Genomic DNA, 23,996 nt, shown 5'->3' with positions numbered 1-23,996 from the left:
CGGTCGGAGTCGGGTCACGCGTGTTGCTTGAAGGCGCTCTCGATGCTCGTGCGTTCGACAAGGGGGGCCGGCACCTTTGCCGGTCCTCCGGCCGCCAGGCCGTTCAGGAAGAGGGCGTTCTGGCGTCGCGCGATGTGGTCCCAGTTCGGGCCGTGCGCCAGGGGCTGCGTGGTGATCGCGCTGTGGATGATGATGTCGGTGGCGTTGACCGGCGCGCGGACGCTGCCGTCGGACCAGCCGGCGTCGATGAAGCCGTCGAGCCGCCGGTTGATGGCCTCGCGTGCTTCGACAGCGGCCGGGCTGACCAGCGGCGGTGCGCCGTGCAGCGGCAGGACCATCTGGTCACGGACGGCGAGTGCACCCTCCAGGTACCGTGCGATCGCGTCCAGGCCGCTGATGCCTTCCTCGTTCTCGATCTCGTCCAGAAGGGCGTTGAGCAGACCGTACGCGCGGTACTCCAGGGCCTGCAGCAGGGCGTCGCGGTCCGGGTAGCTGCGGTAGAGGGTCCCGATGCCGAGGCCGGCTTCGGCCGCGATGCTGGCCAGCGGGACGTTGCGGCCCTCCCGGAGCATCGCCGCGGCAGCGGCCGCGAGGAGCCGATCGCGGTTGGCCTCCGCGTCGCGGCGGACTTTGCGAGGGCGGGGCATCGGTTCTCTCTCTCGAAGGGACGCGACGTTCGTCTCAGTGTATCTGGACAGTTCCGGTGAGCGTGGGCTAGCGTCGATTAAGCGGACGAAATGTTCCGGATTTCTGGCGGTCCTACGGCTCCGACTGTCCGGCGGTGCCGGCGGGTGCACGGCTGCGGATTGTTCGCCGCCGGTCGAGAAGGGACGAACAGACGTGGTAGACGGCACCGACCCGGACGACACGCTCCCACCGGGATTCACCCGGCGCGAAGCACGCGTCAACGGCACCACCCTGAGCTACCTGACCGGCGGCGACGGTGCTCCCCTCGTGCTGCTGCACGGCTGGCCGCAGACGGCTCTGGCGTGGCGGCACGTGCTCGCACCGCTGGCCCGGCTCGGTTTCACGGTGGTGGCGCCCGATCTGCGCGGGCTCGGCCGGTCCGCGCGGGCGCGGTCCGGCTACGAGAAGGACACGCAAGCGGACGACCTGCACCGGCTGCTCGAATCCTTGCGGCTGAGCCGGGACGTCCGGCTGGTCGGGCACGACATCGGCGGCATGGTCGCCTTCTCCTACGCACGGAGGTTCCCCGGCGTGGTGGAGCGGCTCGTGCTCGCCGAACTCGCGGTTCCCGGGCTGGGTCTGGAGCAGGCCATGGACGTGGCCGCCGGGGGCAGGTGGCACTTCGGCCTGTTCATGGCCCCGGAGGTGCCGGAACTGCTGTTCTCCGGCCACGAACACGCCTTCTTCACCTGGTGGTTCGCCCACCTCGCGGGCACGCCTGGCGCGATCGGCACGGCGGATGTCGCCGCGGTGACCCGCTCCTACTCCGGCGCCGAATCACTGCGGTGCGGCTTCGAGCACTACCGGACCCTGCTCGCCGACGGGCAGGTCAACCGCACCTGGTACGAGGAGGGCGGCCGGCTCACCATGCCGGTGCTCGCGCTGGGCGGTGAGTCGGGAGCCGGCGCCCGGCTCGCCGATGCCCTCCGGCCGGCGGTCCCCGGCGTGCTCGCCGGCGTCGTGCCCCGCAGCGGACACTTCGTCGCGGAAGAAGATCCCGGGAGTTTCCTGGAGATCCTCGTCCCCTTCCTGACCGGTACCGTCCGCCCCCGAGCGCGATCGGAGACCGTTGCACGCTGACATCGCGACGCACACCACCGGCGGCTCGCCGCCTCGTAGGGAGAGAATCATGACCGAGACCACCCATTCGCCCGGCGGGACCGGATCCCCCGTCCCGCGCGATGATCCGCAGCGGCAGCTCACGGTCGTTCGTCCCAGTGAGGACGGCAGCCTCCGGCATCTGGCGCTCGTCGGCGACATCTACACCATCCTGCTGTCCGGTGAGCAGACCGACGGCCGGTACTGCCTCATCGAGATGCGCGTCCCGCCGGGCGGTGGCCCGCCGCCGCACCGGCACGACTTCGAGGAGATGTTCACGATCCTGGAAGGACAGATCCGGTTCACCTTCCGCGGGCAGGAAGTCACCGTGAACGCGGGCGAGACTGTGAACATCCCGGCGAACGCGCCGCATTTCTTCCGCAACGTCTCCGGCCGCCCGGCACGCATGCACTGCATGTGCACCCCCGCCGGCCAGGACGAGTACTTCCTGGCCGTCGCCGATCGGGTCCCCAGCGCGACCTCGCAGCCGCCGAAGCTGGACGAGGCCGAACTCGCGGCGCGCGGCAGGAAGGCCGCCGACCTCGCCCCGCGTTACCGCACCGAACTGCTGTGAGACCGGGGAGGCGATGAACTCCGCGCGCTACGTGCCCACTTCCGTACGCTGATCGATCGGCGCCCATGAGGAGACCGGAAGATCCCCGCATACGCACCTGCTGTGAACGACGGTCGAACGACCGCGGCCCCCGCCCCGGGGCTGCCGAAGAGGCGGGTGCGATTACCGGTCCCGCTGAGGGCCGTTCGCGAGCTTGTCCAGCCACTGCGCGAGAAGGGCGGCTTCCGCCGGGCTGAGCGCGGTGTCCGGTGACTGGTGCAGCAGCGCCCTCAGCCGGGCCGCGGTGGCGGGTACGGGCACGTCGTCCGTGGTGTCCGCCGGGCCGCGGGATGCGGTGTCCGACAGGCCCGCAATCGCCTCCGGAGTGAAGATCGCGGTGTGCAGGGCGTCCCGGACACGTCGTGAGATGGAGTGGTCGGTGAAGGTGGCCGGGCGCGAGACCAGCATCAGGGCCACCCCGACATTGGCCGACATGACCATCTGGGCGGCGAGTTCGGGGGCGAGGCGGAGTTTGCCCTGAGCCGCTGCCCGGCCCAGGTCGCGTTCGAGGATGCGGTGCGACTCCAGGGCCGAGTCCGGCGGGGTGCGCATCGCCGGGGAGTTCATCAGCCGGTAGAGGTTGCGGTTGCGGAGGGCGAAGTCGGTGTGGCTGTCCCAGCCGTTGCGCAGGTCCTCGATGGGGTCGGCGGTGGGGCTGCGCTGCCGTTTCGTCGCCAGATACGCGCCGAAGCCGTGGTCGACGACAGCGGCGAGCAGGCCCTCCTTGTCGCCGAAGTGCCGGTAGAGGGCAGGTGCTCCCACCTGCGCCGCCTCACAGACCGCGCGGGTCGAGACGTCCCCGTCCGGCGACTGCGCGACCAGACCGACGGCGACTTCGAGGATGCGTGCTCGGGTACTCACCGGCCTGACGCTATCAAGGCCCGTCGTGCCCCTGGCCTGCCGCTGATTCATCGGCCGGCGGGGTGCGGGGCGAGGAGGTCGGCCAGGCCGATTCGGGAGAGAAATTCGGTACGGACACGGTCGGCGACTCGGCTGACCTCTTCGGCGCCGTCGTTCGCCGGGTCCACATGGACCCGGAAGGGCCGGGTGCCGTGCGGGGCGTTGACGACGTCGACCACCGCGTCGGCGACCTGGGACACATCGGCGTCTGCCGGTGCGAGGTCGGCCAGGCGCTGCGTGATCTGGTCCATCAGTCCGGCGTAGCGCTCCTCGTAGGCGGGGACGACGGTCTGCTCAGCCGGGTGACCGCCGGTCGCGAAGTGGTTGGTTCCCGAGGTGAAGGAGCCGGGCACCACGATGGTGGTCTCGATGTTGAAGCGGGCGAGCTCGGCGGCGTAGGAGACGGCGAGCGAGTCCATCGCCGCCTTGGCGGCGAAGTACGGCGCGAGGTAGGGCGGGGTGCCGCCCCGGGTGGAGGTGGAGCCGATCCAGAGCAGCAGACCGCTCCGCTGATCGCGCAGATGCGGCAGGGCCGCGCGGTTGACGCGCTGGGTGCCGAGGACGTTGGTGTCGTACACGGCGGTGAGCTCTTCCGGGGTGAAGGCCTCCGTGGGTCCGGTGACCAGGTGGCCGGCGTTGTGCACGATCACGTCCAGCGAGCCGGCATCGGCGAGTATCGCCGCTACGGCGGCGTCGGCGGACTCCTGGGAGAGCACATCGAGTTCGACGGTGCGCAGGTCGACCCGGTGCTCGGCTCCGTAGGCCTTCGCCTGGGCGACGCGGTCCGCGTTACGGCCGGTGGTGTCGCGCATCGCGGCGTAGACGGTGTGGCCGGCCCTGGCAAGGGCGCGGGCCGCCAGGGCTCCGAACCCGGAACCGGCGCCGGTGATGAGGACGGTCCGGCTCGTGACGGTCATGACGGGACTCCTCTGTGAACGGGGCAGCGAGGTACCGGGGGTCGACCGCGGTGCGGAGCGGGGTCAGGCGATTCCGCCGTTGGCACGCAGGACCTGGCCGTTGACCCAGCGGGCCGGGCCGGCCAGAAAGGAGACGACCTCGGCGATGTCCTGCGGGGTGCCCAGGCGCTCCAGCGGAGGCCGGCCGGCCATCTCCGCGATGGTCTGCTCGTCCTTGCCCTCCAGGAACAGCAGGGTCGCGGTCGGTCCCGGGGCCACCGCGTTGACGGTGATGTCGCGGCCGCGCAGCTCACGGGCGAGGACCATCGTCATCGCCTCGACGGCGCCTTTGGCGGCGGCGTAAGCGCTGTATCCGGGTAACGCAAGCGCGATCACTGAGCTGGAGAAGTTGATGATCGATCCGCCGTCGCGCAGCCTGCGGGCGGCCTGTTGGTTGACGACGAAGGTGCCGCGGATGTTGGTGCGGTGCATACGGTCCAGGGCGTCCAGGTCGAATTCGGCCAGCGGCGCCAGTGTCATGACGCCTGCCGCGTGCACCACGGAGTCGACGCCGCCGAAGGTCTTCTCGGCCGCGTCGAAGAGCGCGGCGATCTCGATCTCGTCGGCCACATCGGCGCGAAAGGCGATGGCCCGGCCACCGGTCGCGGTGATGGCCGACACCGTGGCCTCGGCCTCGGCCCTGTTGCTCGCGTAGTTGACGACGACCGCGTATCCGTCGGCCGCCAGGCGCTCGGCGCTCTCCCGGCCGATGCCCCGGGACCCGCCGGTCACGACGGCGGCCCGCCGCGAAGTGGTCTGCTGCTCGAACATGGTGTTACCCCCCTTGTCCGATGGGGCCTGGCAGGGGCTCCCCGACCCGGCGATAGCAACGCTAACATCAATGAAGTAGCGTCGCTACCCATCGGCGCGGTTCAGATCAGCGCGGATCTCCCGCGCAACCGCAGTCCAGACAGCGCACCAGGGCCCGTCCCAGGGTCGGAGCGGCGTCGGCGTCGATCTCACCGGCGGGCACGAGCAGGGCGTAGCGACCGGCCAGGACCGCCTCGACCGTCAGGTCGTGCCGGCTGACGGCGGCGCGGGCGGGTTGGGTGGGGTCGGTGGGCATCACGGGTCCTCCCGGCACGGTGGGCGGGCCCGGGGAAGACGGTGTCGTACATGAACGGCGACGGGCCCGGATGGGAGCGGCGTCGCGACCCGTGAAGGTCAGCAGATCGCTGCTGCTACTTGTCCGGCACCGCTCGACAAGGCTGACGGGGTCGACGGACGCGGCGGCCGGGCGGCCGTTACGAAGCCGCCGGCCCGTCGCCGTCCGTAGCCGGGGCGTCGAAGGATTCGAGATTCGCCGAGGCGCGTACGGCTGCCGCTCGGCGGCGTAGGACGCAGGCGGCGGCCAGGGCGCTGGCGGTGAAGCCGGCGGCGACGACCCATGGGCGGTCGAGGCAGTGGCCGGTGGCGTGGTCGAGGGAGTAGCGGCCGGGGCCGGCGAGGCCGAGGCCGGCGGCGACGTAGCCGAGGAAGGCGGGGTATTCGAAGCCGCCGGAGGTGACGAAGAAGCCGGCGGGGGCGTGGACGGCCACCGCGCCCGCCATCGCGCCGGCCGCCGCCGCACCGGCCGCGGGGGTGGCCAGGCCCAGGGCGAGGAGGGTGCCGCCGCCGGCCTCGCCGAGTCCGGCGGCCAGCGCGCTCTGCTTGCCGGGGGTGAAGCCCATCCCCTCCATGGCCTCGCCCGTGGCCTCCAGGCCGTGGCCGCCGAACCAGCCGAAGAGCTTCTGCGCGCCGTGTGCGAAGAGCACGCCGCCCGCGCCCGCGCGCAGGGCGAGGAGTCCGAGGTCCTTGCGGTACGGGAGCGGCATGGCGGGTCCTTCCCTGGGGCGGACGGCTCTGCCAGTCTCCGGGCCCCCGCCGCCCGTCACCGCCCGGACCGCGCCGTTCGGGTGACGGGCCGCGACGCGCGGCGCGGCGGGAGGCCGCCGTCAGCGGCGGGAGTTCCCGAACAGGATGCGGTAGATGATCAGGAGCACCAGCGAGCCCCCGATCGCGGCGCCCCAGGTGGCGGCGTCGAAGAACTGGTTCGAGATCGGCTTGTCGAGGAACTTCGCGGACAGCCAGCCGCCGACGAAGGCTCCCGCCACCCCGATGACGGTGGTGCCGAAGAGGCCGCCCGGGTCGCGTCCCGGAAGGAGGAACTTGGCGATGGCGCCCGCGAGGAGCCCCAGAACGATCCAGCCGATGATGCCCACGTGGGCCCTGCCTTTCGCGTAGTACGGGCCCCGCGGCGCGTTCCGTGCCGCGGGGCACTTCTCAGGACGCGCTGCCGGAGCCCGATGGTTGCGCGATGCACGTACGGCGTCGCGCAACCGCTCGGGGCAGCCGGTGCGAGGGTCAGACGTTGACGCCGAAGTCGGAGGCGATGCCCGCGAGTCCGGAGGCGTATCCCTGGCCGATGGCACGGAACTTCCACTCGCCGCCGTGCCGGTAGACCTCGCCGAAGACCATCGCGGTCTCGGTGGAGGCGTCCTCGGTGAGGTCGTAGCGGGCGATCTCCTTGCCGTCTGCCTGGTTGACCACGCGCATGAAGGCGTTGCGCACCTGGCCGAAGCTCTGGTTGCGCTCGTCGGCCTCGTAGATCGACACCGGGAAGACGACCTTCTCGACGTCGGCGGGGACGGCGGAGAGGTCGATCTTGATCTGCTCGTCGTCCCCGTCGCCGCCGCCGGTGAGGTTGTCGCCGCTGTGCTGCACCGAGCCGTCGGGGCTGGCGAGGTTGTTGAAGAACACGAAGTGCTGGTCGCTGAGGACCTTGCCGCCGGCGCCGCACAGCAGCGCGGAGGCGTCGAGGTCGTAGTCGGCGCCGGTCGTGGTGCGGACGTCCCAGCCGAGGCCGACGATGACCGCGGTCAGGCCGGGCGCCTCCTTGCTGAGCGAGACGTTGCCGCCCTTGGACAGAGTGACTCCCACGAAATGCCTCCCAGTGCGCCGTAGCTAGATTTCATTTATTGCGCAAGTGGTGAAGCATAGGTCACGACATGGCCAATTCCCCAACCCGGCGGGGCGGCTTCGGACGCCCCCGCGAGACTACTTCGGGGCGCGTCCCGGTGAAGCGGAGGTGACGTCCTCGTACGACCTGCCGACCGCCGCCCCATTGAGATAGGCGGTCGCCGGGCCCGTGATCCCGTCGGCGCGGTAGACGCCCCACTTGTCCAGCACCCAGTCCCCGCGCAGCGTCGCCGCCGCGTACTGCTGTCCGCCCCCGGCGAGCTCCTGCGCCGTGCCGTCGTGCCAGAGCTTCACCCAGCCTTCGGCCGGGTTCTTCGAGATCCGGACGCCGACCACGAAGTCGTTCCACTCATCGAGTTTCAGGGCGGTGTGCCACAGCTTCGTGGTCTTCAGCTTCGGGTCGCAGTACTCCAGGTCCACGGTGCCGTCGCCGCGGGCCCGCAGGGAGAGCGGCGGGGTGGCGGCGCCGGGTCCGTAGTCCTTGAGCTGCCAGAGCACCACCCACTTCCCGCGCTCGACGGGCAGCGGGCCCCACATCGAGCGCCAGTGGACATAGAAGACGTCGCCCTCCTTGGAGAAGCGCAGCGGCGACCCGTCGGCGGTGCGATGCCCGCGTGTCTCGACCCGGACCCGGGTGTCGGCGTCCTCCTTCTTGCCCGAGGTGTGGAGCTCGTACGACTTCCCGTACCGGCCCGTGGGGTCGTTCACGACCTTCACCGAGCCGGGCTTGGTCTCGATGCCCTCGAACGACTTCACTCCGCGGCCCGGGTCCGCCGTCCACAGCGGAGCGGCCGCGCGCGGGTGCACGGCACGCCCCTCCCCCGCGCCCGGCCCCTCGCTCGCCGCCGCCGTCCAGGCTCCGGCCGCCGCTACGGCCGCGGCGGCGGCCAGCCCGACGCCCCACCGCCTTCGCTTCTTCCCGGTGTGCACGTCCATCACGACCTCCTGAGAGTGAGGTGCCCATGACAGGTGGTGAGCAGAAGGGCGCCCTCGACGTGCGAAAGCTAGGGTCCTCACCAGAAGGCGTCAAGTAGCTCTTACCTGAGGCGAGTTGGGTAAAGGAACCATCCCGCGAAGGGGCCCCGCCCAGTGCCCGCACGACGAGCGTCCCAGCACAGAACCATTGCGCCCAGGTGTTTTCTCCGGAAACTCTTGACGCGGCCGAGACAATCTTCTTAATGTCGCCCTAGTTCTTTAGGCAGGCACAGACGCAGACCACCTGTCGGTGGCTTCGCCGTGCCTATGCTCACTGTTCTGCCATCGACCGGTCCTTCGAAGGACGGGCACATGGCACAACGGCAGAGCGTCAATGGCGTCGCTGACGTCGTAGCGCTGATCGACGGCCTCGGGAAACTCACCGGCCGGGCGCAATTCATCTGGTTCCTCGTGTTCGGGGGCCTCTTCCTCGACGCCTACTCCAATGCGGCGCTCAGCGCGGGTCTCGCCCCGATGACCGAGCAGATGTCGCTGAGCAGCACACAGGTGTCGGTGCTCACCGCCACGGCCCCCGCCCTGGCCATCATCTTCAACCCGGTCGGCGGCTGGCTCGCCACCCGCATGGGCCGGGTGCCCCCGCTGCTGATGGCCAAGGTGTTCGCGCTCCTCGGCGCGCTGCTCGCCGGGTTCGCGGGCGACTTCACCATGGTCTGGATCGGCCGGGTGCTGGTCGGCGTCGCCTACGGCATCGACTTCGCCGTCGCCATGGCGCTGCTGGCCGAGTACACCCCCGCCTCCATCCGCGGCCGCCTCAACCTCTGGCAGGCGGTCTGGTACATCGCCACCACCAGCAACCTCGCGCTGGCCCTGGTCTTCTACAACTTCGACGTCGGCGCGGACATCTGGCGCTGGTCGGTGGGGTCCGCGGGCGTGGTGGCCGCCGTGCTGCTGGTCCTCCAGATCCTCTTCCTGTCGGAGAGCCCGTCCTGGCTCGCGACCAAGGGGCGGCTGGAGGACGCGGTCCGCAGCCTCCACAAGATCTTCGGCATCTCCGCCGTCGCCGGCACCCCGGCCGAAGGCGAGAAGGCCGAGGGCGAGAAGGCCGCCCCGGCGATCGGGATGCGGCAGATCGGCATCCTCTTCCGCGGCCGGTACCTGCCGCGCACCGTGCTCTCCTCGGTGATCTCGCTGGCCCAGGCCATGCAGTACTTCGCGGTGGGCTGGTACCTCCCGCTGATCAGCCTCACCATCTTCGGCGAGAGCTTCGAGAAGGCCACCATCGGCTCGATGGTCTTCAACGCCTTCGGCATCGTCGCGGGCATCGCCTCCGCGTACTTCGCGCGCAGACTCGGGCTGCGGCTCAGCTCGGCGGCCGGCTTCGCCGGAGTGCTCGTCGCCCTGGTCGCGATGGGGCTGACCTTCGGGAAGGTGCCGACCGCGGTCGCGTTCATCCTGCCGGTGCTGTTCATCCTCTGCCACGCCGCCGGGCCGGGCGCCAACGGCAAGTCGATCGCCGCGCTCTCGTACCGCAGCGAGGTGCGGACCCTGGGCACCGGGGTCACCGGCATGGTCGGCAGCTTCGGCAGCGTCGTGGGCCTCTACCTCTTCCCGCAGATCAAGGACGCCCTCGGACTGGCCGACACCTTCCTGGTGATCGCCGTCGTCCCGCTCGCGGGCCTGATCACGTGCCTGGTCGTCAAGTGGGACCCGACGAAGGCGACGGTCTCCCCCGACGACGAGGACATCGAGGGCGGGACGCTGGACGGCTCCGGGCGCAAGACACCGGCCGCGGCAGCGGCCGGCACGAACTGAAAGGGCTGCGATGACGCAGACACACCACGGCTCGGCGCGGCGGCTCGGCGTGCTCGCCGTCGACGAGGGCACCACGGGCACGCGGGCCGGCATCGTCCTGGACGACGGCGCGGTCGGGCACGTCCGCTACCGGCCCATCGAGGTCAGCCACCCCGACGACGCGTCGGTCGAGCAGGACCCGTGGGAGATCTGGACGGCCACCCTGGACGTCTGCCGGCAGGCCCTGGCCTGGGCGCGCGACGAGAACGTCGAGGTGACGGCCGTGGCGCTGTCCACCCAGCGGGCCACCGCCATGCTGTGGGACCGGCGCACCGGTCGGCCGCTGGCGCCCGCCGTCGTGTGGCAGGACCGGCGGTACGCGCGGGAGCTGCTCGCGTACGAGCGCGAGTGGGACGAGGTGCTGACCGCGCGCACCGGGCGGCCGGTGGGCAGCCGCGCGCCGTTCTACTGGGCGGCCCGGCAGATCGCCGAGCACCCGGAGGTCGCCGCCGCGGCCCGCGAGGGGCGGCTGGTGTTCGGCACCGTCGACACCTGGCTGATCTGGCAGCTCACCGGCGGCGCCGTGCACGCCACCTCCGCCACCAACGCCTGCTCCACCGGCGGCTATCTGCTGGAGCGGCACGCGTGGGACGAGGAGTGGATCGCCCACCAGGGCTTCCCGTTGGAGCTGCTGCCCGACCTCCTCGGCGACGACGAGTGCGACGGCGTCACCGACGAGGCGCTGCTGGGCGTCTCCGTGCCGGTGGCCGCCACGATGGGCGACCAGCACGCGGCGCTGATCGCGCTGGGCGGTCTCGCCGCGGGCCGCGGCATGTGCGTGTACGGGACCGGGGCGTTCGTGGACGTGGCGACCGGGGAGCACCCGGCGCTGCCCCGGCCGGGGATCTCCGGGGTGCTGGCCCAGCCCGGCTGGCGGCAGGGCGGGGTGACGCAGTTCAGCCTGGAGGCGTACTGCTCCACGACCGGTTCGGCGCTCCGCTGGCTCTGCGACGACCTGGGCTTCTTCGCCTCCCCCGCGGAGATCGGCGAGCTGGCCCTGAAGGCCCCCGCGAACGGCTCGGCGTGGTTCGTACCGGCGCTGGCCGGGATCCGTACGCCCTCCTGGCGGCCCAACGCCACGGCCGCCCTGACCGGGCTGAGCCTCGCCACCACCCGCGCGGACATCGCCCGCGCCGTGATGGAGGGCATCGCGCACTCCGTCTGCGACCTGATCGACGGGGTCCGCGACACGATGCGGGCGCCGTTCGGCCAGCTCCGGGTGGGCGGCGGCGTGTCCGGCAGCGACGCCCTGATGCAGATCCAGGCCGACCTCGTGGGGCTGCCGCTGGAGCGGGTCGCCGACTCGGCCACGGCCAGCCTGCGCGGCAGCGCCTATCTGGCCGGGGTCCGGCAGGGCCTGTGGTCCGGCCTCGACGAGGTCGTCGAGGCGCAGCCGCGCGGCCGGATCTTCGAACCCATGATCTCCGCGGCCGAGCGGACCGAGCACCGGGCGGGCTGGCAGGCGGTCCTCGACCCGCACCTGCGTGAGCCCGCACGCGAGAAACCTGCGGACGACTGACACCCGTCCACCCGAAACACCAGGAGTTGATTGTGATCACCTTGCCCGCCCGCAAACCGCGGCGCGCCTCGGCCGGAGCGGCCCGCGCGAAGCCGCTGCTGCTCGACCGGGACGCCTCCCGCCGGCAGCTGGGCCAGGACGTATACGACGTGCTGGTCATCGGCGGCGGCGTGACCGGCGCGTACGCCCTGCTCGACGCCGTCTCGCGCGGCCTGCGCGCCGCGCTGGTGGAGAAGGACGACTTCGCCTCCGGCACCTCGTCGAAGTCCTCGAAGATGGTGCACGGCGGTCTGCGCTACATCGAACAGGGCAACGTCGGCCTCGTCCGGCACTCCCTGCTGGAGCGGCACCGGTTCCGCCGCAACGCCCCGCATCTGGTGCACCGGCTGCCGTTCCTCTTCCCGATCCTGGAGAAGGAGGGCATCTTCGACCCCCGGCTGGCCAAGGGGTTCGAGGGGCTGCTGTGGACGTACGACCTCATCGGCGGCTGGCGGATCGGCAAGCTCCACCAGCGGCTGACGGTCGAGGAGGTCCTGGCGCACGCGCCCACGCTGCGCGCCGAGAACCTCAAGGGCGGGCTGATGTACTTCGACAGCCGCACCGACGACGCCCGGCTGACCCTGACGATCATCCGTACGGCCGCGGCGCTCGGCGCCACCGTGCTCAACGGCGCCAAGGTCGAGGGCCTGATCACGAAGCACGGCCGGGTCGGCGGCGCCAAGGTGAGCGCGGACGGCGAGGTGATCGACGTACGGGCGCGGGCCGTGGTGAACGCGACCGGCGTGTGGACCGACTCCGTCGACAGCATGGCCGAGGAGGGGCACCGCCCGCAGGTGCGGCCCGCCAAGGGCGTGCACATCGTGGTGCCCTGGGAGAAGATCCGCAACGACTGCACGGTGACCGTGCCCATTCCGGGCCGCGCGCGCCGCGCCACCTGCACCCGCTGGGGCAACACGGTGGTGCTCGGCACCACCGACACCGACTTCCAGGGCTCCTCCGACGACGTGCACTGCACCCGCGAGGAGATGGACTTCCTGCTGGAGGGCGCGAACACCGCCTTCGCGACGAAGCTGACCCCCGACGACGTGGTGGGCTCCATCGGGGGGCTCCGGCCGCTGGTCGGCGGCAAGGAGGGCGCGACGCTGGACATGCGGCGCGACCACCACATCACGCTCGGCGCGGGCGGCATGGTCACCGTCACCGGCGGCAAGCTCACCACCAGCCGGCACATGGGCGAGCTGGTGATCGACAAGGTGATGACGGTCCTCGGCCGCAAGGCGCCCAGCCGCACCACCCACCTCCCGCTGATCGGCGGCGCGGGGTACGACGCCGAGGCCGTGGCCGCGTCCGGCGGGCTCGCCGCGCACTTCGGCGAGCGGTACGGCACCGAGGCCCGGTTCGTCCACGATCTGATAGCCGACGACCCGTCCCTCGCCGACCCGGTCGTCGCCGGGCTGCCGTACACCAAGGCGGAGGTCGTCTACGCGGCGCGGTCCGAGATGGCCCGCTCGGTGGACGACGTGCTCTCCCGCCGCACCCGCTCCCGGCTGTTCGCCCGGGACGCGTCCACGGCCGCCGCCCCCGAGGTCGGCCGGCTGCTCGGGCAGGAGCTCGGGCTCTCCCCGGAACAGGTCGACCAGCAGGTCACCGACTACTTGGCATCCGTCGCACACGAGAAGGCCGTCCTCTTCGAGGGCCCCGAAGGAGCAGCAGCATGATCAGCCGTCAGACCATCACCAACCCCTTCAACCGCGGTGACTACACCGTGGGCGCCCCCACCCCGCCCCGCTGGGCGCGGACCACGCCGCCCGGAGAGGGCCCCGCGTCGCTCCAGTCGGACGTCGTCAAGGTGCCCGAGCCGGTGATCGAGGAGCTGCGCTCCGTCGCCGAGGCCGTGCACGTCGAGCACGACGAGGTCGTGGCGCGGACCCGCGACTGGTGGGCCGGTTCCATGATCGGCGAGACCGACGGCAACCCCGCGACGCCGGACGCCGTCATCGTCGAGGCCGCCGACGCCGACCAGGTCGCGGCCGTGCTGCGGATCTGCCACGAGGCCGGGATACCGGTCACCGCGTCGGCCGGCCGCTCCAACGTCACCGGCGCGGCGCTGCCCGTCTTCGGCGGCGTGGTGCTGGACCTGTGCGGGCTCGACAAGATCCTGTCCTTCGACGCCGAGTCCAACGTGGTGAACGTCGAGGCCGGCATGTTCGGCGACCTCTTCGAGAAGGAGCTCCAGGAGCGCCACCACGTCACCACCGGCCACTGGCCGTCCGCGTTCGCGCTCTCCACGGTCGGCGGCTGGGTCGCCTGCCGCGGCGCGGGCCAGCTCTCGACGCGCTACGGCAAGATCGAGGACATGGTCGTCGGCATCGACGTCGTGCACGCGGACGGCACCAAGGCCACCTACGGCGACTACTCCCGCGCCGCGACCGGCCCCGATCTGCGCCAGCTGTTCATCGGCTCGGAGGGCACGCTCGGCGTCATCACGGCCGTACGGCTGCGGGTGCACCCCCTGCCGGACTACGCCAAGGCGCTCGCCTTCGGCTTCGAGACGTTCGCCCAGGGCCTGGAGGCGTGCCGCCGCATCCTGCAGCGCGGCGCTACCCCCGCGGCGCTGCGCCTCTACGACAAGCTGGAGAGCGGCGTCCACTTCGACCACCCCGAGACCAACCTGCTGCTCATCGCGGACGAGGGCGACCCGGTGCTGGTCGACGCCACGCTGAAGGTGTGCGAGGAGGTCTGCGAGGAGTACGGGCCGGAGCTGGACAGCCAGACGGTCTTCGAGCGCTGGCTCAACGACCGGATGCTGACCGGCAAGTCCTCGGACGGCTTCAAGCCCGGCCCCGGCTTCGTCGCCGACACCCTGGAGATGGCCGCGTCCTGGGCCGACCTGCCGGTGATCTACGACGAGGTGGTGGCGGCCATCCAGTCGGTGCCGGGCACCCTCGCCGCCTCCGCCCACCAGTCGCACGCCTACACCGACGGCGCCTGCGTCTACTTCTCGCTGCGCGGGGACGTGGAGCGCGTCGAGCGCCGCCAGTGGTACCGCGCGGTGTGGGACGCGGCCAACGCCGTCCTCATCCGGCACGGCGCGGCGCTCAGCCACCACCACGGCTGCGGGCTGCTGCGCGGCCCGTACCTCCAGGACGCGCTGGGCGCGGGCTTCGCGACCTTCGTCGCCGCGAAGGAGGCCCTCGACCCGAAGGGCATCCTCAACCCTGGCAAGCTGGGACTTCCCAGCGGCTTCGGCACCGCTCCGCTGAGCTGAAGCTCCCCCATCCCGCAACCAGGTAGGTCATGAACCCCAGCCACCGGCCTCGGGCCGTGCTCGAACCCCGGCTCTCGGCGGCCCTCGCCGAGGTCCCGGTCATCGCGTCGGTCGTGGGCCCGCAGCTGCTGCGGCAGTTCGCCGAGGCGCCGGCATCGGTGTGCATCCTCGCGTCGATGTCGGTGGGGCAGCTGCCGCAGATCGTCCCGGCCCTGCGCAAGTCCGGCAAGACCGTCTTCGTCAACGTGGACAGCAGTCCGGGCCTCGCGCAGGACCGGGGCGCGCTGGAGTTCCTCAAGCACATGGGCGCGAGCGGGATGGTCTCCACCCGGCTCTCGCTGGTCGAGAAGGGCCGCCCGCTCGGGCTTCTCACCATGCAGAAGGTCTTCGTCACCGACCGTTCGAATCTGCGCCGGAGCCTGGACGCGGTCGCCCGCGGCGTGCCCGATCTCGTCGAGCTGATGCCGGCGCCGATCGTCGCGCACATGAGCCCGGAGTCCCAGACGGCGATGACCCCGTTCGTCGCCGCCGGGTTCATCGAGACCGCCCAGGACGCGGCCGTGGCCATCGCGCTGGGCGCCAGCGCCGTGGCCACCTCCGACCCCCGTCTGTGGCAGCTGCGCCGGGACCAGCTCCCGCCGGTCCCGGCGCACGCCGCCCCCCTCGTCAGGAGAAGAACACCGTGAGTCATGTCGTCATCGCCCGCTACCGCACCGCGCCCGGCGCGCAGGACGAGGTGCTCGCCCATCTCGCCGAGATGGCGCGGGCCTCGCTGGGCGAGAGGGGGTGCCGCGGGTACCGCGTCCACCAGGGCACGGCGGACGACCGTACGATCGTGCTCTACGAGGAGTACGACGCCGAGGCGGACTTCACCGCGCACTGCGCCAGCGAGCACTTCCGGTCCATCGTCCTCGGCAAGGTGGTCCCGCTGCTGGAGCACCGCGAGGTCGTGCAGGTCGCGCCGTGCGGGGAGGCCGCCGTATGAGGATGCCGGCGGCGGTACTGCGGGCCACGTCCACCGAGCGGCCGTACGGGGCCACCCGGCCGGTGGAGATCGAGGAGGTCGAGCTCGGCGACCCGCGCGAGGGCGAGGTGCTGGTGCGGATCGCCGCGGCGAGCCTGTGCCACTCCGATCTGTCGGTCGTCAACGGCGACCGGGTCCGGCCGCTGCCGATGGTGCTCGGGCACGAGGCGGTCGGCGTGGTCGAGGAGGCCGGGCCGGGGGTGCGCGACGTGGAGGCGGGCGACCATGTGGCGCTGGTCTTCGTGCCCAGCTGCGGGCGGTGCGTGCGGTGCGGCGAGGGGCGCCCCGCGCTGTGCGCGGCGGCGGCCGAGGCCAACGGGTCGGGCGGGCTGCTGCACGGCCCGTCCCTGCTGCGCGGCGCGGGCGGCGAGGTGATCCACCATCAGCTCGGGGTCTCGGCGTTCGCGCGGTACGCGGTCGTCGCCCAGGAGTCCGTGGTCAGGATTCCCGAGGACGTGCCGTTCTCGGTGGCGTCCATGTTCGGCTGCGCGGTGCTGACGGGGGCGGGCGCGGTCATCAACACCGCCGCGGTGCGGCCCGGTCAGTCGGTGGCGGTGCACGGCCTGGGCGGGGTGGGGCTCTCCGCCGTCCTCGGCGCCCGCGCGGTCGGCGCCTGGCCGATCGTCGCCGTCGACCCTGTTCCCGCCAAGCGGGAGCTGGCGCTGCGGCTGGGGGCGAGCCATGTGTTCGCGCCCGAGGACGCGGGGACCGTGGCCGATGTGACGGGCGGCGGCGCCGAGTTCGCCGTGGAGGCGGTCGGCAGCCCGCAGGTGATGGCGGGGTGCCTGGAGTCGGTGGCCCGCGGCGGCGCCGTCGTCTCGGTGGGGCTGCCCGCGCCGGGCCGCAAGCTTGAGGTCCCGGCGCTGGCGTTCGCCGGTGAGGGCAAGTCGCTCGTCGGCTCGTACATGGGCGACGCGGTGCCGCGCCGGGACATCCCGCGCTATCTGGGCCTGTGGCGCGCCGGGCAGATGCCGGTGGAGCAGATGCACACCGGGACGCTGCCGCTGAGCGGGCTGAACACGGCCATGGAGGACCTGGCGAGCGGCGCGGCGATCCGGCAGATCATCGACACGTCGGCGGACGTCTGAGCCGTTGCCGATGGGGGGCGCCCGCCGAGCCGATGGGCTCGGCGGGCGCCCCCGTTGCATCACGGACGCCCGTGGCGGCGTCACCGCGGCGCCCGGCACAGGTCGCGTTCCGCCTCCGTGAACGGCGGGCCGGGCAGCGGTGCGGCACCCGGTCCGCGCAGGACGGCCAGGGCCACGGCGGGGCGGAGCAGGGCGTCGACGGGCGCGGACAGCGTCATCACGTCGATCATGGCCCGCGCCACGTCGGGCCGGCCGGTGGCGGACCGCATCAGCCGGTCGAAGTAGCCGCGCAGCAGCCGGGCCGCGACCGGCGGCTGGTCGCCGATCGCGCCGGGGTAGCGGATGTCCTGCCCGGTGGCCAGGTCCCACGCGCTGTCGGCGGTACGGGCCAGGGCGCGCTGCGCCCGCCGGGCGAGGCCCGGGTCGCCGAGGCCGCCGCGCCGCAGTTCCCGGCGGAGGGCGTCGGCCCCGAGGGCGGCCACGGACATGCCCTGGCCGTATACGGGGTTGAAGGTGGCGACGGCGTCGCCCGCGGCGACGAACCCGGCGGGCCACCGCGGGAGTTGCTCGAAGCGGCGACGGCGGTTGACGGTGCTGCGGGAGACGAACACGTCGGTGATCGGCTCGACGCGGGCGATGAGGTCGGCGAGCACGGGGTGGTCGAGCTGTCGGCAGAATCCCTCGAACCCGTCGGCGTCCGTGGGCGGTTGGCCGCCGCGCGTGCCGGACGCGGTGATCAGCCAGCGGCCGCCCTCGATGGGGACGAGCGTCGCGCCCTGGGCGGGGCGGGCCAGCCCGGCCTTGGGCTGCACGCTGACGACGGGGAAGTTCTCGGACCCCTCCGGGGCGCGGAACAGCCGTGTGGCGTAGGCGAGTCCGGAGTCGACGCGCTCCTCCCGGACGGCGGGCAGACCCAGTTCGCAGAGCCAGCGCGGCGCCTGGGAGCCGCGTCCGGTGGCGTCGACGACGAGGTCGGCGGCCAGGTGCGCCACGCCGTCCGCGGCGCCCGTGTCGCGGAGCCGGACCCCGGTGACACGCCGGGCGTCGCCGGAGAGTCCGAGCACATCGGCGCCGTCGCGGAGGGTCACGCCCGGCCTGGCGAGGACCTGTTCCCGTACGACCCAGTCCAGCAGGTCGCGGGTGCAGGCCATCAGATACTGCATCTCGGGCCAGCGGGGCAGCCAGCCCTTCGCCGACAGGGCGACGAGGCCGGTCGGCAGGGGGATGCGGCGGGCGCCCGTCGCGATCCACCGGTCGGTGGTGCCGGGCAGCAGGGATTCGATGACGCGGGCCCCGCCCGACCACAGCAGGTGGGCGTGGCGGGCCTGCGGAAGTCCCTTGCGCGCGGCGGGTGTCGAGGGCAGCCGGTCCCGGTCCACGAGGGTGACCGACACGCCGTCTCCGGCGAGGACGGCGGCGGTCAGCAGTCCGGCGAGGCCGGTGCCGAGGACCACGGCGCGGGGGTGCGGTGCGGTGGGGGCGGTCGGGTCGGGGCGGCGGGTCGGCTCGTTCATGGCCGGGTCCTCCTGGGGGTGCGGCACGGTACGCGCTGCGGTGACGGCCTTGGCTCCGGCACCCATTGTGCTGCGCCCGGTACGCCGGGGGCGGGAATTCAGCAGCCGCGTTCGGGGCAGGTGAACTCGCACCACACGCACTTGCCGGCCCCCCGCGACTCCACGCCCCATACGTCCGCCAGTCCGTCGACGAGCAGCAGGCCGCGCCCCGAGACGCCCGCCTCGCCGGGCTCCCGCCGCCGCGGCATGGCGCTGGACCGGTCCTCGACCTCGATCCGCAGCCGCCGTTCGCCGCCCGTGCCGGGGAGCATCCGGGCGGTCACGACGGCGGACCCGTCGGTGTGCAGCAGGGCGTTGGTGATCAGCTCGTCGGCGACGAGTTCGATGTCGTCGGCGCGTTCGCGCGCGCCCCACGCCCGTACCGCCGCGCGGATCATGTGCCGGGCGGCGGACAGGGCCTCGGGGTCGGCGGAGGCGATGTGCTGCTGGAGCCGGCCGCCGCTGTGCGCTGCGGTGCCGGTGCGGCGCATCAGCAGGACGGCCAGGTCGTCCTCGCCGGAGCGCTCGTCGACCCGCTCGCACAGCTGGTCGGCGAGTTCCTGGAGGTCGTGCGGGCCGTCGCGGACGATCTCGGTGAGCCATTGGAAGCCGTCGTCCAGGTCGGCGCCGGGCTGTTCGACGAGGCCGTCGGTGCACATCAGGAGGGTCTCCCCCGGGTCCAGCTCCAGGGCGGTGACGGGGTAGTCGAGCCGGCCGAACTGGGCGGACAGGCCGAGCGGCAGCCCGCCGGGGAAGGGCAGCCTGCGGCAGGTGCCGTCGGTGTGCCGCAGCAGCGGGTCGATGTGCCCGGCCCGTACGAGCCTGAGCTCGCCGGTGGCGAGGTCGGCCTCGGCGTAGGTGCAGGTGGCGAAGCGGTCGGTGTCGAGTTCGTGCAGGAAGAGGGAGGCGCGGGCCATGACGGTGGCGGGCGCGTGGCCCTCGGACGCGTACGCCCGCAGGACGATCCGCAGCTGGCCCATGACGGCGGCGGCGTGGGTGTCGTGGCCCTGTACGTCGCCGATGACCGCGCCGACGCGGCCGCCGGGCAGCGGGATGACGTCGTACCAGTCGCCGCCGATGTCCCGGCCGAGCCGCGCGGAGCGGTAGCGCACCGCGAGCTGCGCGCCGGGGACGGAGGGGATGCGGCGCGGCAGCATGGCCTGCTGGAGGCCCTCGGCGAGGTCGTGTTCCTGGTCGAAGAGCATGGCGCGGGCCAGGCTCTGCGCGATGGTGCTGCCGAGGGCGACGAGCAGGGCGCGCTCCTCGGGGGTGAAGCCCTGCCTTGCGCGGTAGAGCAGGCCGAGCGCGCCGATGGGGCGGGCCTGGGCGATGAGCGGCAGATAGGCGGCGGAGGAGAGTTCGAGCGCGTCGATGTGCTCCCACAGCTCGGGGTAGGAGGCGGCGAAGTCCTCGCGGGACCCGATGAAGCGGGGCGCGAGGGTCCGTACCACCTCGCTCATCGGGTAGTTGTCGTCGATCCGGGTGTAGCGGGTGCCGGGCACGAAGGAGTCGGTGGGGCCCTCGGCGACCAGGTGGATGCGGCCGCCCTCGATGAGGCCGACGACGAGGCTGTCGGCGCCGAGTCGCTCCAGGCCGGGTGAGTCGCTGAGGACGTCGATGACGTCCTGCACGGTCCTGGCGTGCGCGAGGGCGGCGGTGGTCCGTTCGACGACGGCGCTCTGGTGGCGGCTGCCGGCGGGCGCGTCGCGGCGTTCTGCCGAATGGGCGAGTTCGGCGGTCGCGTCGCGGAAGACGCCGAGGATGCGATGCGGGCGGCCCTGCTGGTCGCGGCGGATGTGGCCCTGGATGTGGGCCCATCGGGGGGTGTCGTCGCGGCGCCGGACGCGGAAGTAGGCCCCGTAGGAGGCGCCGCCGGATTTCAGGGCCCGCGCCACGAGCCCGTCGAGCTGGGCGGACTCGGTGAGCTGGACGCGGCCGAAGAGGGTTTCCGGGTTGCCGTCGTACTCCTCGGGGGTGAGGTCGAAGACGGCGAGGGCCGCGGTGTCCAGGTGCATGAGCCCGCTGTCCAGGTCCCAGTCGAAGGTGCCCATGCGGTTGAGGGCCAGCGTCAGGTCCGGGTGCGCGGGCCAGTCGCCCGGCAGCGATACGGCGGCCGGCGTCGCTCCCCGATCAACCATGAGGCCACTCTGTCACTATTTGCCCGCATTTTCGACGCGAGAGCCGGTGGCACGGGCCCGGTCGGGCGTACGCGCCGGTCGCGGGCGTACGGATCGGTCGCGCGGCGGTCCGTACGCCCGGCCCGGCGCGCCATGGGCGCGGCGCGCCCGTCGCCCTGTCAGTGACGCACGGACATGGCCTTGGTGTGCTCCCGCACTTGATCGGGGGTCAGGTAGACGTCGGTGTACTCGAAGTCGCTGAGCGTCGCGGGGCGCCGCAGCTGGAAGCCGGTGCGGACGAAATCGTCGCCCGCGGTGGCGTTCAGCAGCCAGTTGGTCACCGTGCGGATCTTGGCGACGTTGGTGCGCAGCGCCATCAGGTGGTAGCCGCGGGCCACGGCCTGCGCGGAGATGCCCTTGAGCTCGACGCCCAGCGGCTTGGAGACGGCGTCCTTGCCGCCGAGGTCCACGACCAGACCGAGGTCCTTGTGGACGTACGGGCGCAGCGGCGCGCCGCGCAGGGTGGCGGTGAGGTTGTCGGCGACCGCCTTGCCCTGGCGCTGCGCGTGCTGCGCGGTGGGCGGGCAGATGGCCCCGTCGCCCGTATGGACGTCGGGCACGGCCGCGCAGTCGCCGAGGGCGAAGACGCCGTCGAAGCCGGGCAGCGTCATCCGGTCGGTGACGGCGAGCCGGCCGCGTACGGTCTCCGCGTCGAGGGTGGCGACCAGCGGGCTGGCGGCGACGCCCGCGGTCCAGATCAGGGTGCGGCAGGGCAGTTCGCGGCCGTCGGTGAGGGTGACCGTCTCGGGCCCGGCCTCGGCGACGGAGACGCCGAGGGAGATCTCGATACCGCGGCGCTGGAGCACCTCCATGGCGTCGGCGCCGAGCTTGTCGCCGAGCTCGGGCATCAGCTTCGGTGCGACGTCGATGAGGTGCCACTTGATGAGTTTCGGGTCCAGCCGGGGGTAGCGGGCGGCCGCCGCGGTGGTGATGCGCTGGAGGCAGGCGGCGGTCTCGGTGCCCGCGTAGCCGCCGCCGACCACGATGAACTGGAGCCGTGAGACCCGCTCGGCCTCGTCGGTGGCCGCGTCGGCGAGGTCGAGCTGGGCGATGACGTGGTCGCGGATGTACGCGGCCTCGGCGAGGGTCTTCATGCCGCGCCCGTACTCGGTCAGGCCCGGGATGTCGAAGGTCCGGGTGACGGAGCCGGGGGCGAGCACGATGTAGTCGTAGGACTCGTCGACGACCTCGTCGGTGATCTTCCGGATGACGCAGACCTTGGCCGCGCCGTCCACGCCGATCGCGCCGCCGGGGATGATCCGGGTGCGCCGCAGCCCGCGCCGCAGGGAGACCGCGACCGACTGCGGGGTGAGCACCCCGGAGGCCACTTGGGGCAGCAGCGGCAGATAGAGCTGATAGCTGAAGGGCACCACAAGGGCGATCTCCGCCTCTCCAGGGGCCAGGGTGCGCTCCAGCCTGCGCGCGCACTCGACTCCGGCGAAGCCGCCGCCGACGATGAGGATCCTGGGTCGCGTCATGATCTGTCTCCTGCTCGGTTTCGCGGGCTCCTACCCATGGTTCGGCCATTCGCGGCGGTCCGCCTCTCGGCGGGGCGCGGGGAGCGGGCGGACGGGCAGGAGCTTCGCGTACGGCGGGTGACGCTCTGACCAGAGGATCGCCGGGTTCGGGAGGCCGTCGTGACCGGGGGTCAGCCCTCGGAGCCGTCGCCCGGCCCGCCGGCCCCGTCCGTCCCGCCGGACCCGTCCATCGCGCCGGCCCCGCCCGTCCCGCCGGCCTCGTCGAGGAGCGCGCGGGCCTTGGTCTCCGCCGCGTCGTACCGGTCGGGGAACGCGGACCGCTGGACCTCCTGCGCGACCTGGCCCGCGGTCCAGGCGGGGTGGCCGCGGTCGACGGCGACGGCCCGGATGAAGAACGAGTTCGCGGCGTACGCCACGTCCATGCACTGCTCGGGCGTGCCCCAGCCCTGGCTCGGGCGCTGCTGGAAGACGCCGACGGAGTCCCGGTCGCCGCACGCCAGATTGTTCATATGGGACTCGACCCAGCCGGCCTCGAACCCGGCGAGCATCACCTTCTCGCCGACGCCCAGGCCGTCGCCGACCCGGCGCACGGTCCTTATGACCTCCGCGTCGTGTACGGGCGGCACCTCGCATCCCGCGTCCGCGCCGAGCGCCGTCGCGGGCACCCGGTCCCCGCGTGAGGGTTCGGCCGCGTCGGCGCCGCCGCCCGCCGACGCCGACGGGCACGAGAGCGCCCACGCGCCGAGGACGAGACTGCCGAGCCGGAGGACCGTTCGCCTGATGGCCATGGGGCACCTTCGCATCTCTTCGCCCCGGGGGCGCTCACCGACCGGCGAACCCGCCGTCCCGGAGGACCGAATGGCTGATACCCCGGCCGCGGGCCCCGGACGCCCGGAACGCCGCGCACCGGCCCGATCTGTCCCTCGCGGGCCCCGAGGGCCCGATCCGCCGGGGCCTAATGGAAGCTCAGCGTGCGGTACACCGTCACGTTCCCCGCCAGTTCCTCGCACGCCTGCGCCGCGGCGGCCAGCCGGCCCACGCACGCCGGGTCGGCGGTGTCCAGGAGGATGCCGAGCGTCGTCCCGCTGTGGCCGACCACGACGCCCAGCCCGCCCATCTCCTCGCAGATCGCGATCATCGCGTCGAGCGACTTCTTGTGGCGGAGCGCCTGGTTCATCCGGGCGCTGCGGGTGGCGACCGCGCCCGCCTCCGCGAGGTCGCCGCGCGCCACCGCGCCGGTCAGCCGCGCCAGCAGCCGGGCGTACTCCCGCTTGTCCGCGGCGGTGAAGGGCTTGGGTATCCGGTTGAAGTCGACCGTGTCCACCGCGCCGCCCTCGTCGATGCTCACCACGGCCATCGACGGCAGGGACCCCAGCCGCGCCCGGAGCCGCACGCTGCGGTGGTGGAAGGCGACGACGGCCGGGTAGAGCACGCCGTCGGTGGGCTCGATACGGGCCAGGTACCGCTCGATGCGGCGCGGCGGCATCGGCAGGTCGAGGGCGTTGCCCACGGCGCGGGCGGTGGCCACCAGGTCGGCCGAGGAGCTGGCCAGCCCCTTGCCCTCCGGCAGCATGCTGTCGATGGTCAGCAGGCCGCCGCTGGGGGCGGGGGCGTCATCCATGATCATCGAGACGAGCCGCAGCGCCTTCTTCTTGTGCGGCGGCCATACGTGCAGCCCGTCGCCGTCCGGGTACGTCTGGAAGGTGACCGACGTCCACCGGGCCACCGGCAGCGTCACCAGGAAGTCACCGTCGTCCTCCGGCAGCACGCCTTGCAGCAGCTCGCCGAACGTCCCGAACGTCGAGCTCATGCCGGTCGCGCCCGTGCGGCGCCCTCCGGTGAGCGCGACTTCCCCCGTCATCGTCATCAAGATCTCCCGATCTCCCTGTG

The 23,996-nt window shown here is 72.7% G+C and carries 23 protein-coding genes; 9 read left to right on the top strand and 14 right to left on the bottom strand.

Translation table 11 applies throughout. The features are described from left to right. Positions 1–14: 14 nt before the first annotated feature. Positions 15–647 carry a TetR/AcrR family transcriptional regulator gene (locus AB0I49_RS30680; protein ID WP_363230393.1) on the bottom strand — a complete coding sequence of 211 codons (633 nt, stop codon included), beginning with the start codon at positions 645–647 and terminating at the stop codon, positions 15–17. A gap of 193 nt (positions 648–840) precedes the next feature. Between AB0I49_RS30680 and AB0I49_RS30675 the strand changes: the two genes are divergently transcribed. Continuing rightward, positions 841–1,767 (top strand): alpha/beta hydrolase, encoded by a 927-nt coding sequence (locus AB0I49_RS30675; protein WP_363230392.1) that lies wholly within the window; start codon positions 841–843, stop codon positions 1,765–1,767. Between the two features lie 49 nt (positions 1,768–1,816). Then, on the top strand, positions 1,817–2,359 hold the full coding sequence (locus AB0I49_RS30670) for a cupin domain-containing protein (protein ID WP_363230391.1): 543 nt from the start codon (positions 1,817–1,819) through the stop codon (positions 2,357–2,359). A gap of 162 nt (positions 2,360–2,521) precedes the next feature. Here the strand turns inward: AB0I49_RS30670 and AB0I49_RS30665 are convergent, their stop codons facing one another. The 8 genes from AB0I49_RS30665 to AB0I49_RS30630 form a co-directional block, all read right to left on the bottom strand. Next, positions 2,522–3,259 (bottom strand): TetR/AcrR family transcriptional regulator, encoded by a 738-nt coding sequence (locus AB0I49_RS30665; protein WP_363230390.1) that lies wholly within the window; start codon positions 3,257–3,259, stop codon positions 2,522–2,524. A 47-nt stretch (positions 3,260–3,306) separates the two neighbouring features. Next, on the bottom strand, positions 3,307–4,215 hold the full coding sequence (locus AB0I49_RS30660) for an SDR family NAD(P)-dependent oxidoreductase (protein WP_363230389.1): 909 nt from the start codon (positions 4,213–4,215) through the stop codon (positions 3,307–3,309). A 63-nt stretch (positions 4,216–4,278) separates the two neighbouring features. After that, positions 4,279–5,025 (bottom strand): SDR family oxidoreductase, encoded by a 747-nt coding sequence (locus tag AB0I49_RS30655; RefSeq protein ID WP_363230388.1) that lies wholly within the window; start codon positions 5,023–5,025, stop codon positions 4,279–4,281. A 106-nt stretch (positions 5,026–5,131) separates the two neighbouring features. Then, positions 5,132–5,320, bottom strand: a complete 189-nt coding sequence (locus AB0I49_RS30650) for a hypothetical protein (protein ID WP_363230387.1) — start codon at positions 5,318–5,320, stop codon at positions 5,132–5,134. 178 nt (positions 5,321–5,498) lie between these two features. Further along, positions 5,499–6,068, bottom strand: a complete 570-nt coding sequence (locus AB0I49_RS30645; protein WP_363230386.1) for a DoxX family membrane protein — start codon at positions 6,066–6,068, stop codon at positions 5,499–5,501. Between the two features lie 120 nt (positions 6,069–6,188). Next, entirely contained in the window at positions 6,189–6,455 is a 267-nt protein-coding gene (locus AB0I49_RS30640) for a GlsB/YeaQ/YmgE family stress response membrane protein (protein WP_363230384.1), read from the bottom strand. Positions 6,456–6,597: 142 nt separating this feature from the next. Next, on the bottom strand, positions 6,598–7,173 hold the full coding sequence (locus AB0I49_RS30635; RefSeq protein WP_363230383.1) for a TerD family protein: 576 nt from the start codon (positions 7,171–7,173) through the stop codon (positions 6,598–6,600). A 117-nt stretch (positions 7,174–7,290) separates the two neighbouring features. Continuing rightward, on the bottom strand, positions 7,291–8,148 hold the full coding sequence (locus AB0I49_RS30630) for a heparin lyase I family protein (protein WP_363230382.1): 858 nt from the start codon (positions 8,146–8,148) through the stop codon (positions 7,291–7,293). 351 nt (positions 8,149–8,499) lie between these two features. Between AB0I49_RS30630 and AB0I49_RS30625 the strand changes: the two genes are divergently transcribed. Genes AB0I49_RS30625 through AB0I49_RS30595 form a run of 7 tightly spaced genes read left to right on the top strand, consistent with a single transcriptional unit; the run spans position 8,500 to position 16,898 of the window. Next, on the top strand, positions 8,500–9,960 hold the full coding sequence (locus AB0I49_RS30625) for an MFS transporter (RefSeq protein WP_363230381.1): 1,461 nt from the start codon (positions 8,500–8,502) through the stop codon (positions 9,958–9,960). A 10-nt stretch (positions 9,961–9,970) separates the two neighbouring features. Beyond that, positions 9,971–11,518, top strand: coding sequence for an FGGY family carbohydrate kinase (locus AB0I49_RS30620; protein WP_363230380.1), 1,548 nt, complete (start codon positions 9,971–9,973; stop codon positions 11,516–11,518). Between the two features lie 32 nt (positions 11,519–11,550). Next, positions 11,551–13,236, top strand: a complete 1,686-nt coding sequence (locus tag AB0I49_RS30615; RefSeq protein ID WP_363230379.1) for a glycerol-3-phosphate dehydrogenase/oxidase — start codon at positions 11,551–11,553, stop codon at positions 13,234–13,236. Then, complete coding sequence (locus tag AB0I49_RS30610) at positions 13,233–14,786, top strand: FAD-binding oxidoreductase (protein ID WP_363230378.1); 1,554 nt, start codon at positions 13,233–13,235, stop codon at positions 14,784–14,786. Before AB0I49_RS30615 ends, AB0I49_RS30610 begins: the two co-directional genes overlap by 4 nt. A gap of 29 nt (positions 14,787–14,815) precedes the next feature. Further along, positions 14,816–15,472, top strand: a complete 657-nt coding sequence (locus AB0I49_RS30605) for a glycerol-3-phosphate responsive antiterminator (protein WP_363230377.1) — start codon at positions 14,816–14,818, stop codon at positions 15,470–15,472. Next, positions 15,469–15,771, top strand: a complete 303-nt coding sequence (locus tag AB0I49_RS30600; RefSeq protein WP_363230376.1) for an antibiotic biosynthesis monooxygenase family protein — start codon at positions 15,469–15,471, stop codon at positions 15,769–15,771. Before AB0I49_RS30605 ends, AB0I49_RS30600 begins: the two co-directional genes overlap by 4 nt. Next, positions 15,768–16,898 (top strand): alcohol dehydrogenase catalytic domain-containing protein, encoded by a 1,131-nt coding sequence (locus AB0I49_RS30595; RefSeq protein ID WP_363230375.1) that lies wholly within the window; start codon positions 15,768–15,770, stop codon positions 16,896–16,898. The genes AB0I49_RS30600 and AB0I49_RS30595 overlap by 4 nt, the downstream gene beginning before the upstream one ends. 80 nt (positions 16,899–16,978) lie before the next feature. On the opposite strand, the gene AB0I49_RS30590 is transcribed toward AB0I49_RS30595, so the two are convergent. From AB0I49_RS30590 to AB0I49_RS30570, 5 genes are all read right to left on the bottom strand, one after another. Continuing rightward, positions 16,979–18,412 (bottom strand): FAD-dependent monooxygenase, encoded by a 1,434-nt coding sequence (locus AB0I49_RS30590; protein ID WP_363230374.1) that lies wholly within the window; start codon positions 18,410–18,412, stop codon positions 16,979–16,981. A gap of 98 nt (positions 18,413–18,510) precedes the next feature. Then, entirely contained in the window at positions 18,511–20,589 is a 2,079-nt protein-coding gene (locus tag AB0I49_RS30585) for a SpoIIE family protein phosphatase (protein WP_363230373.1), read from the bottom strand. A gap of 158 nt (positions 20,590–20,747) precedes the next feature. Continuing rightward, entirely contained in the window at positions 20,748–22,106 is a 1,359-nt protein-coding gene (locus tag AB0I49_RS30580) for an NAD(P)/FAD-dependent oxidoreductase (RefSeq protein ID WP_363230372.1), read from the bottom strand. Positions 22,107–22,276: 170 nt separating this feature from the next. Further along, the gene (locus AB0I49_RS30575) at positions 22,277–22,894 is read right to left on the bottom strand and encodes a hypothetical protein (RefSeq protein WP_363230371.1); all 618 of its coding nucleotides are present in this window, start codon (positions 22,892–22,894) and stop codon (positions 22,277–22,279) included. Positions 22,895–23,061: 167 nt separating this feature from the next. After that, positions 23,062–23,967, bottom strand: a complete 906-nt coding sequence (locus tag AB0I49_RS30570; protein ID WP_363230369.1) for a kinase — start codon at positions 23,965–23,967, stop codon at positions 23,062–23,064. Positions 23,968–23,996 lie beyond the last annotated feature (29 nt).

This window comes from Streptomyces sp. NPDC050617, from assembly GCF_040654795.1.
Taxonomy (GTDB): domain Bacteria; phylum Actinomycetota; class Actinomycetes; order Streptomycetales; family Streptomycetaceae; genus Streptomyces.
Note: the sequence above shows the minus strand (reverse complement) of the source record. Positions and strands in the feature narration are given on the sequence as shown.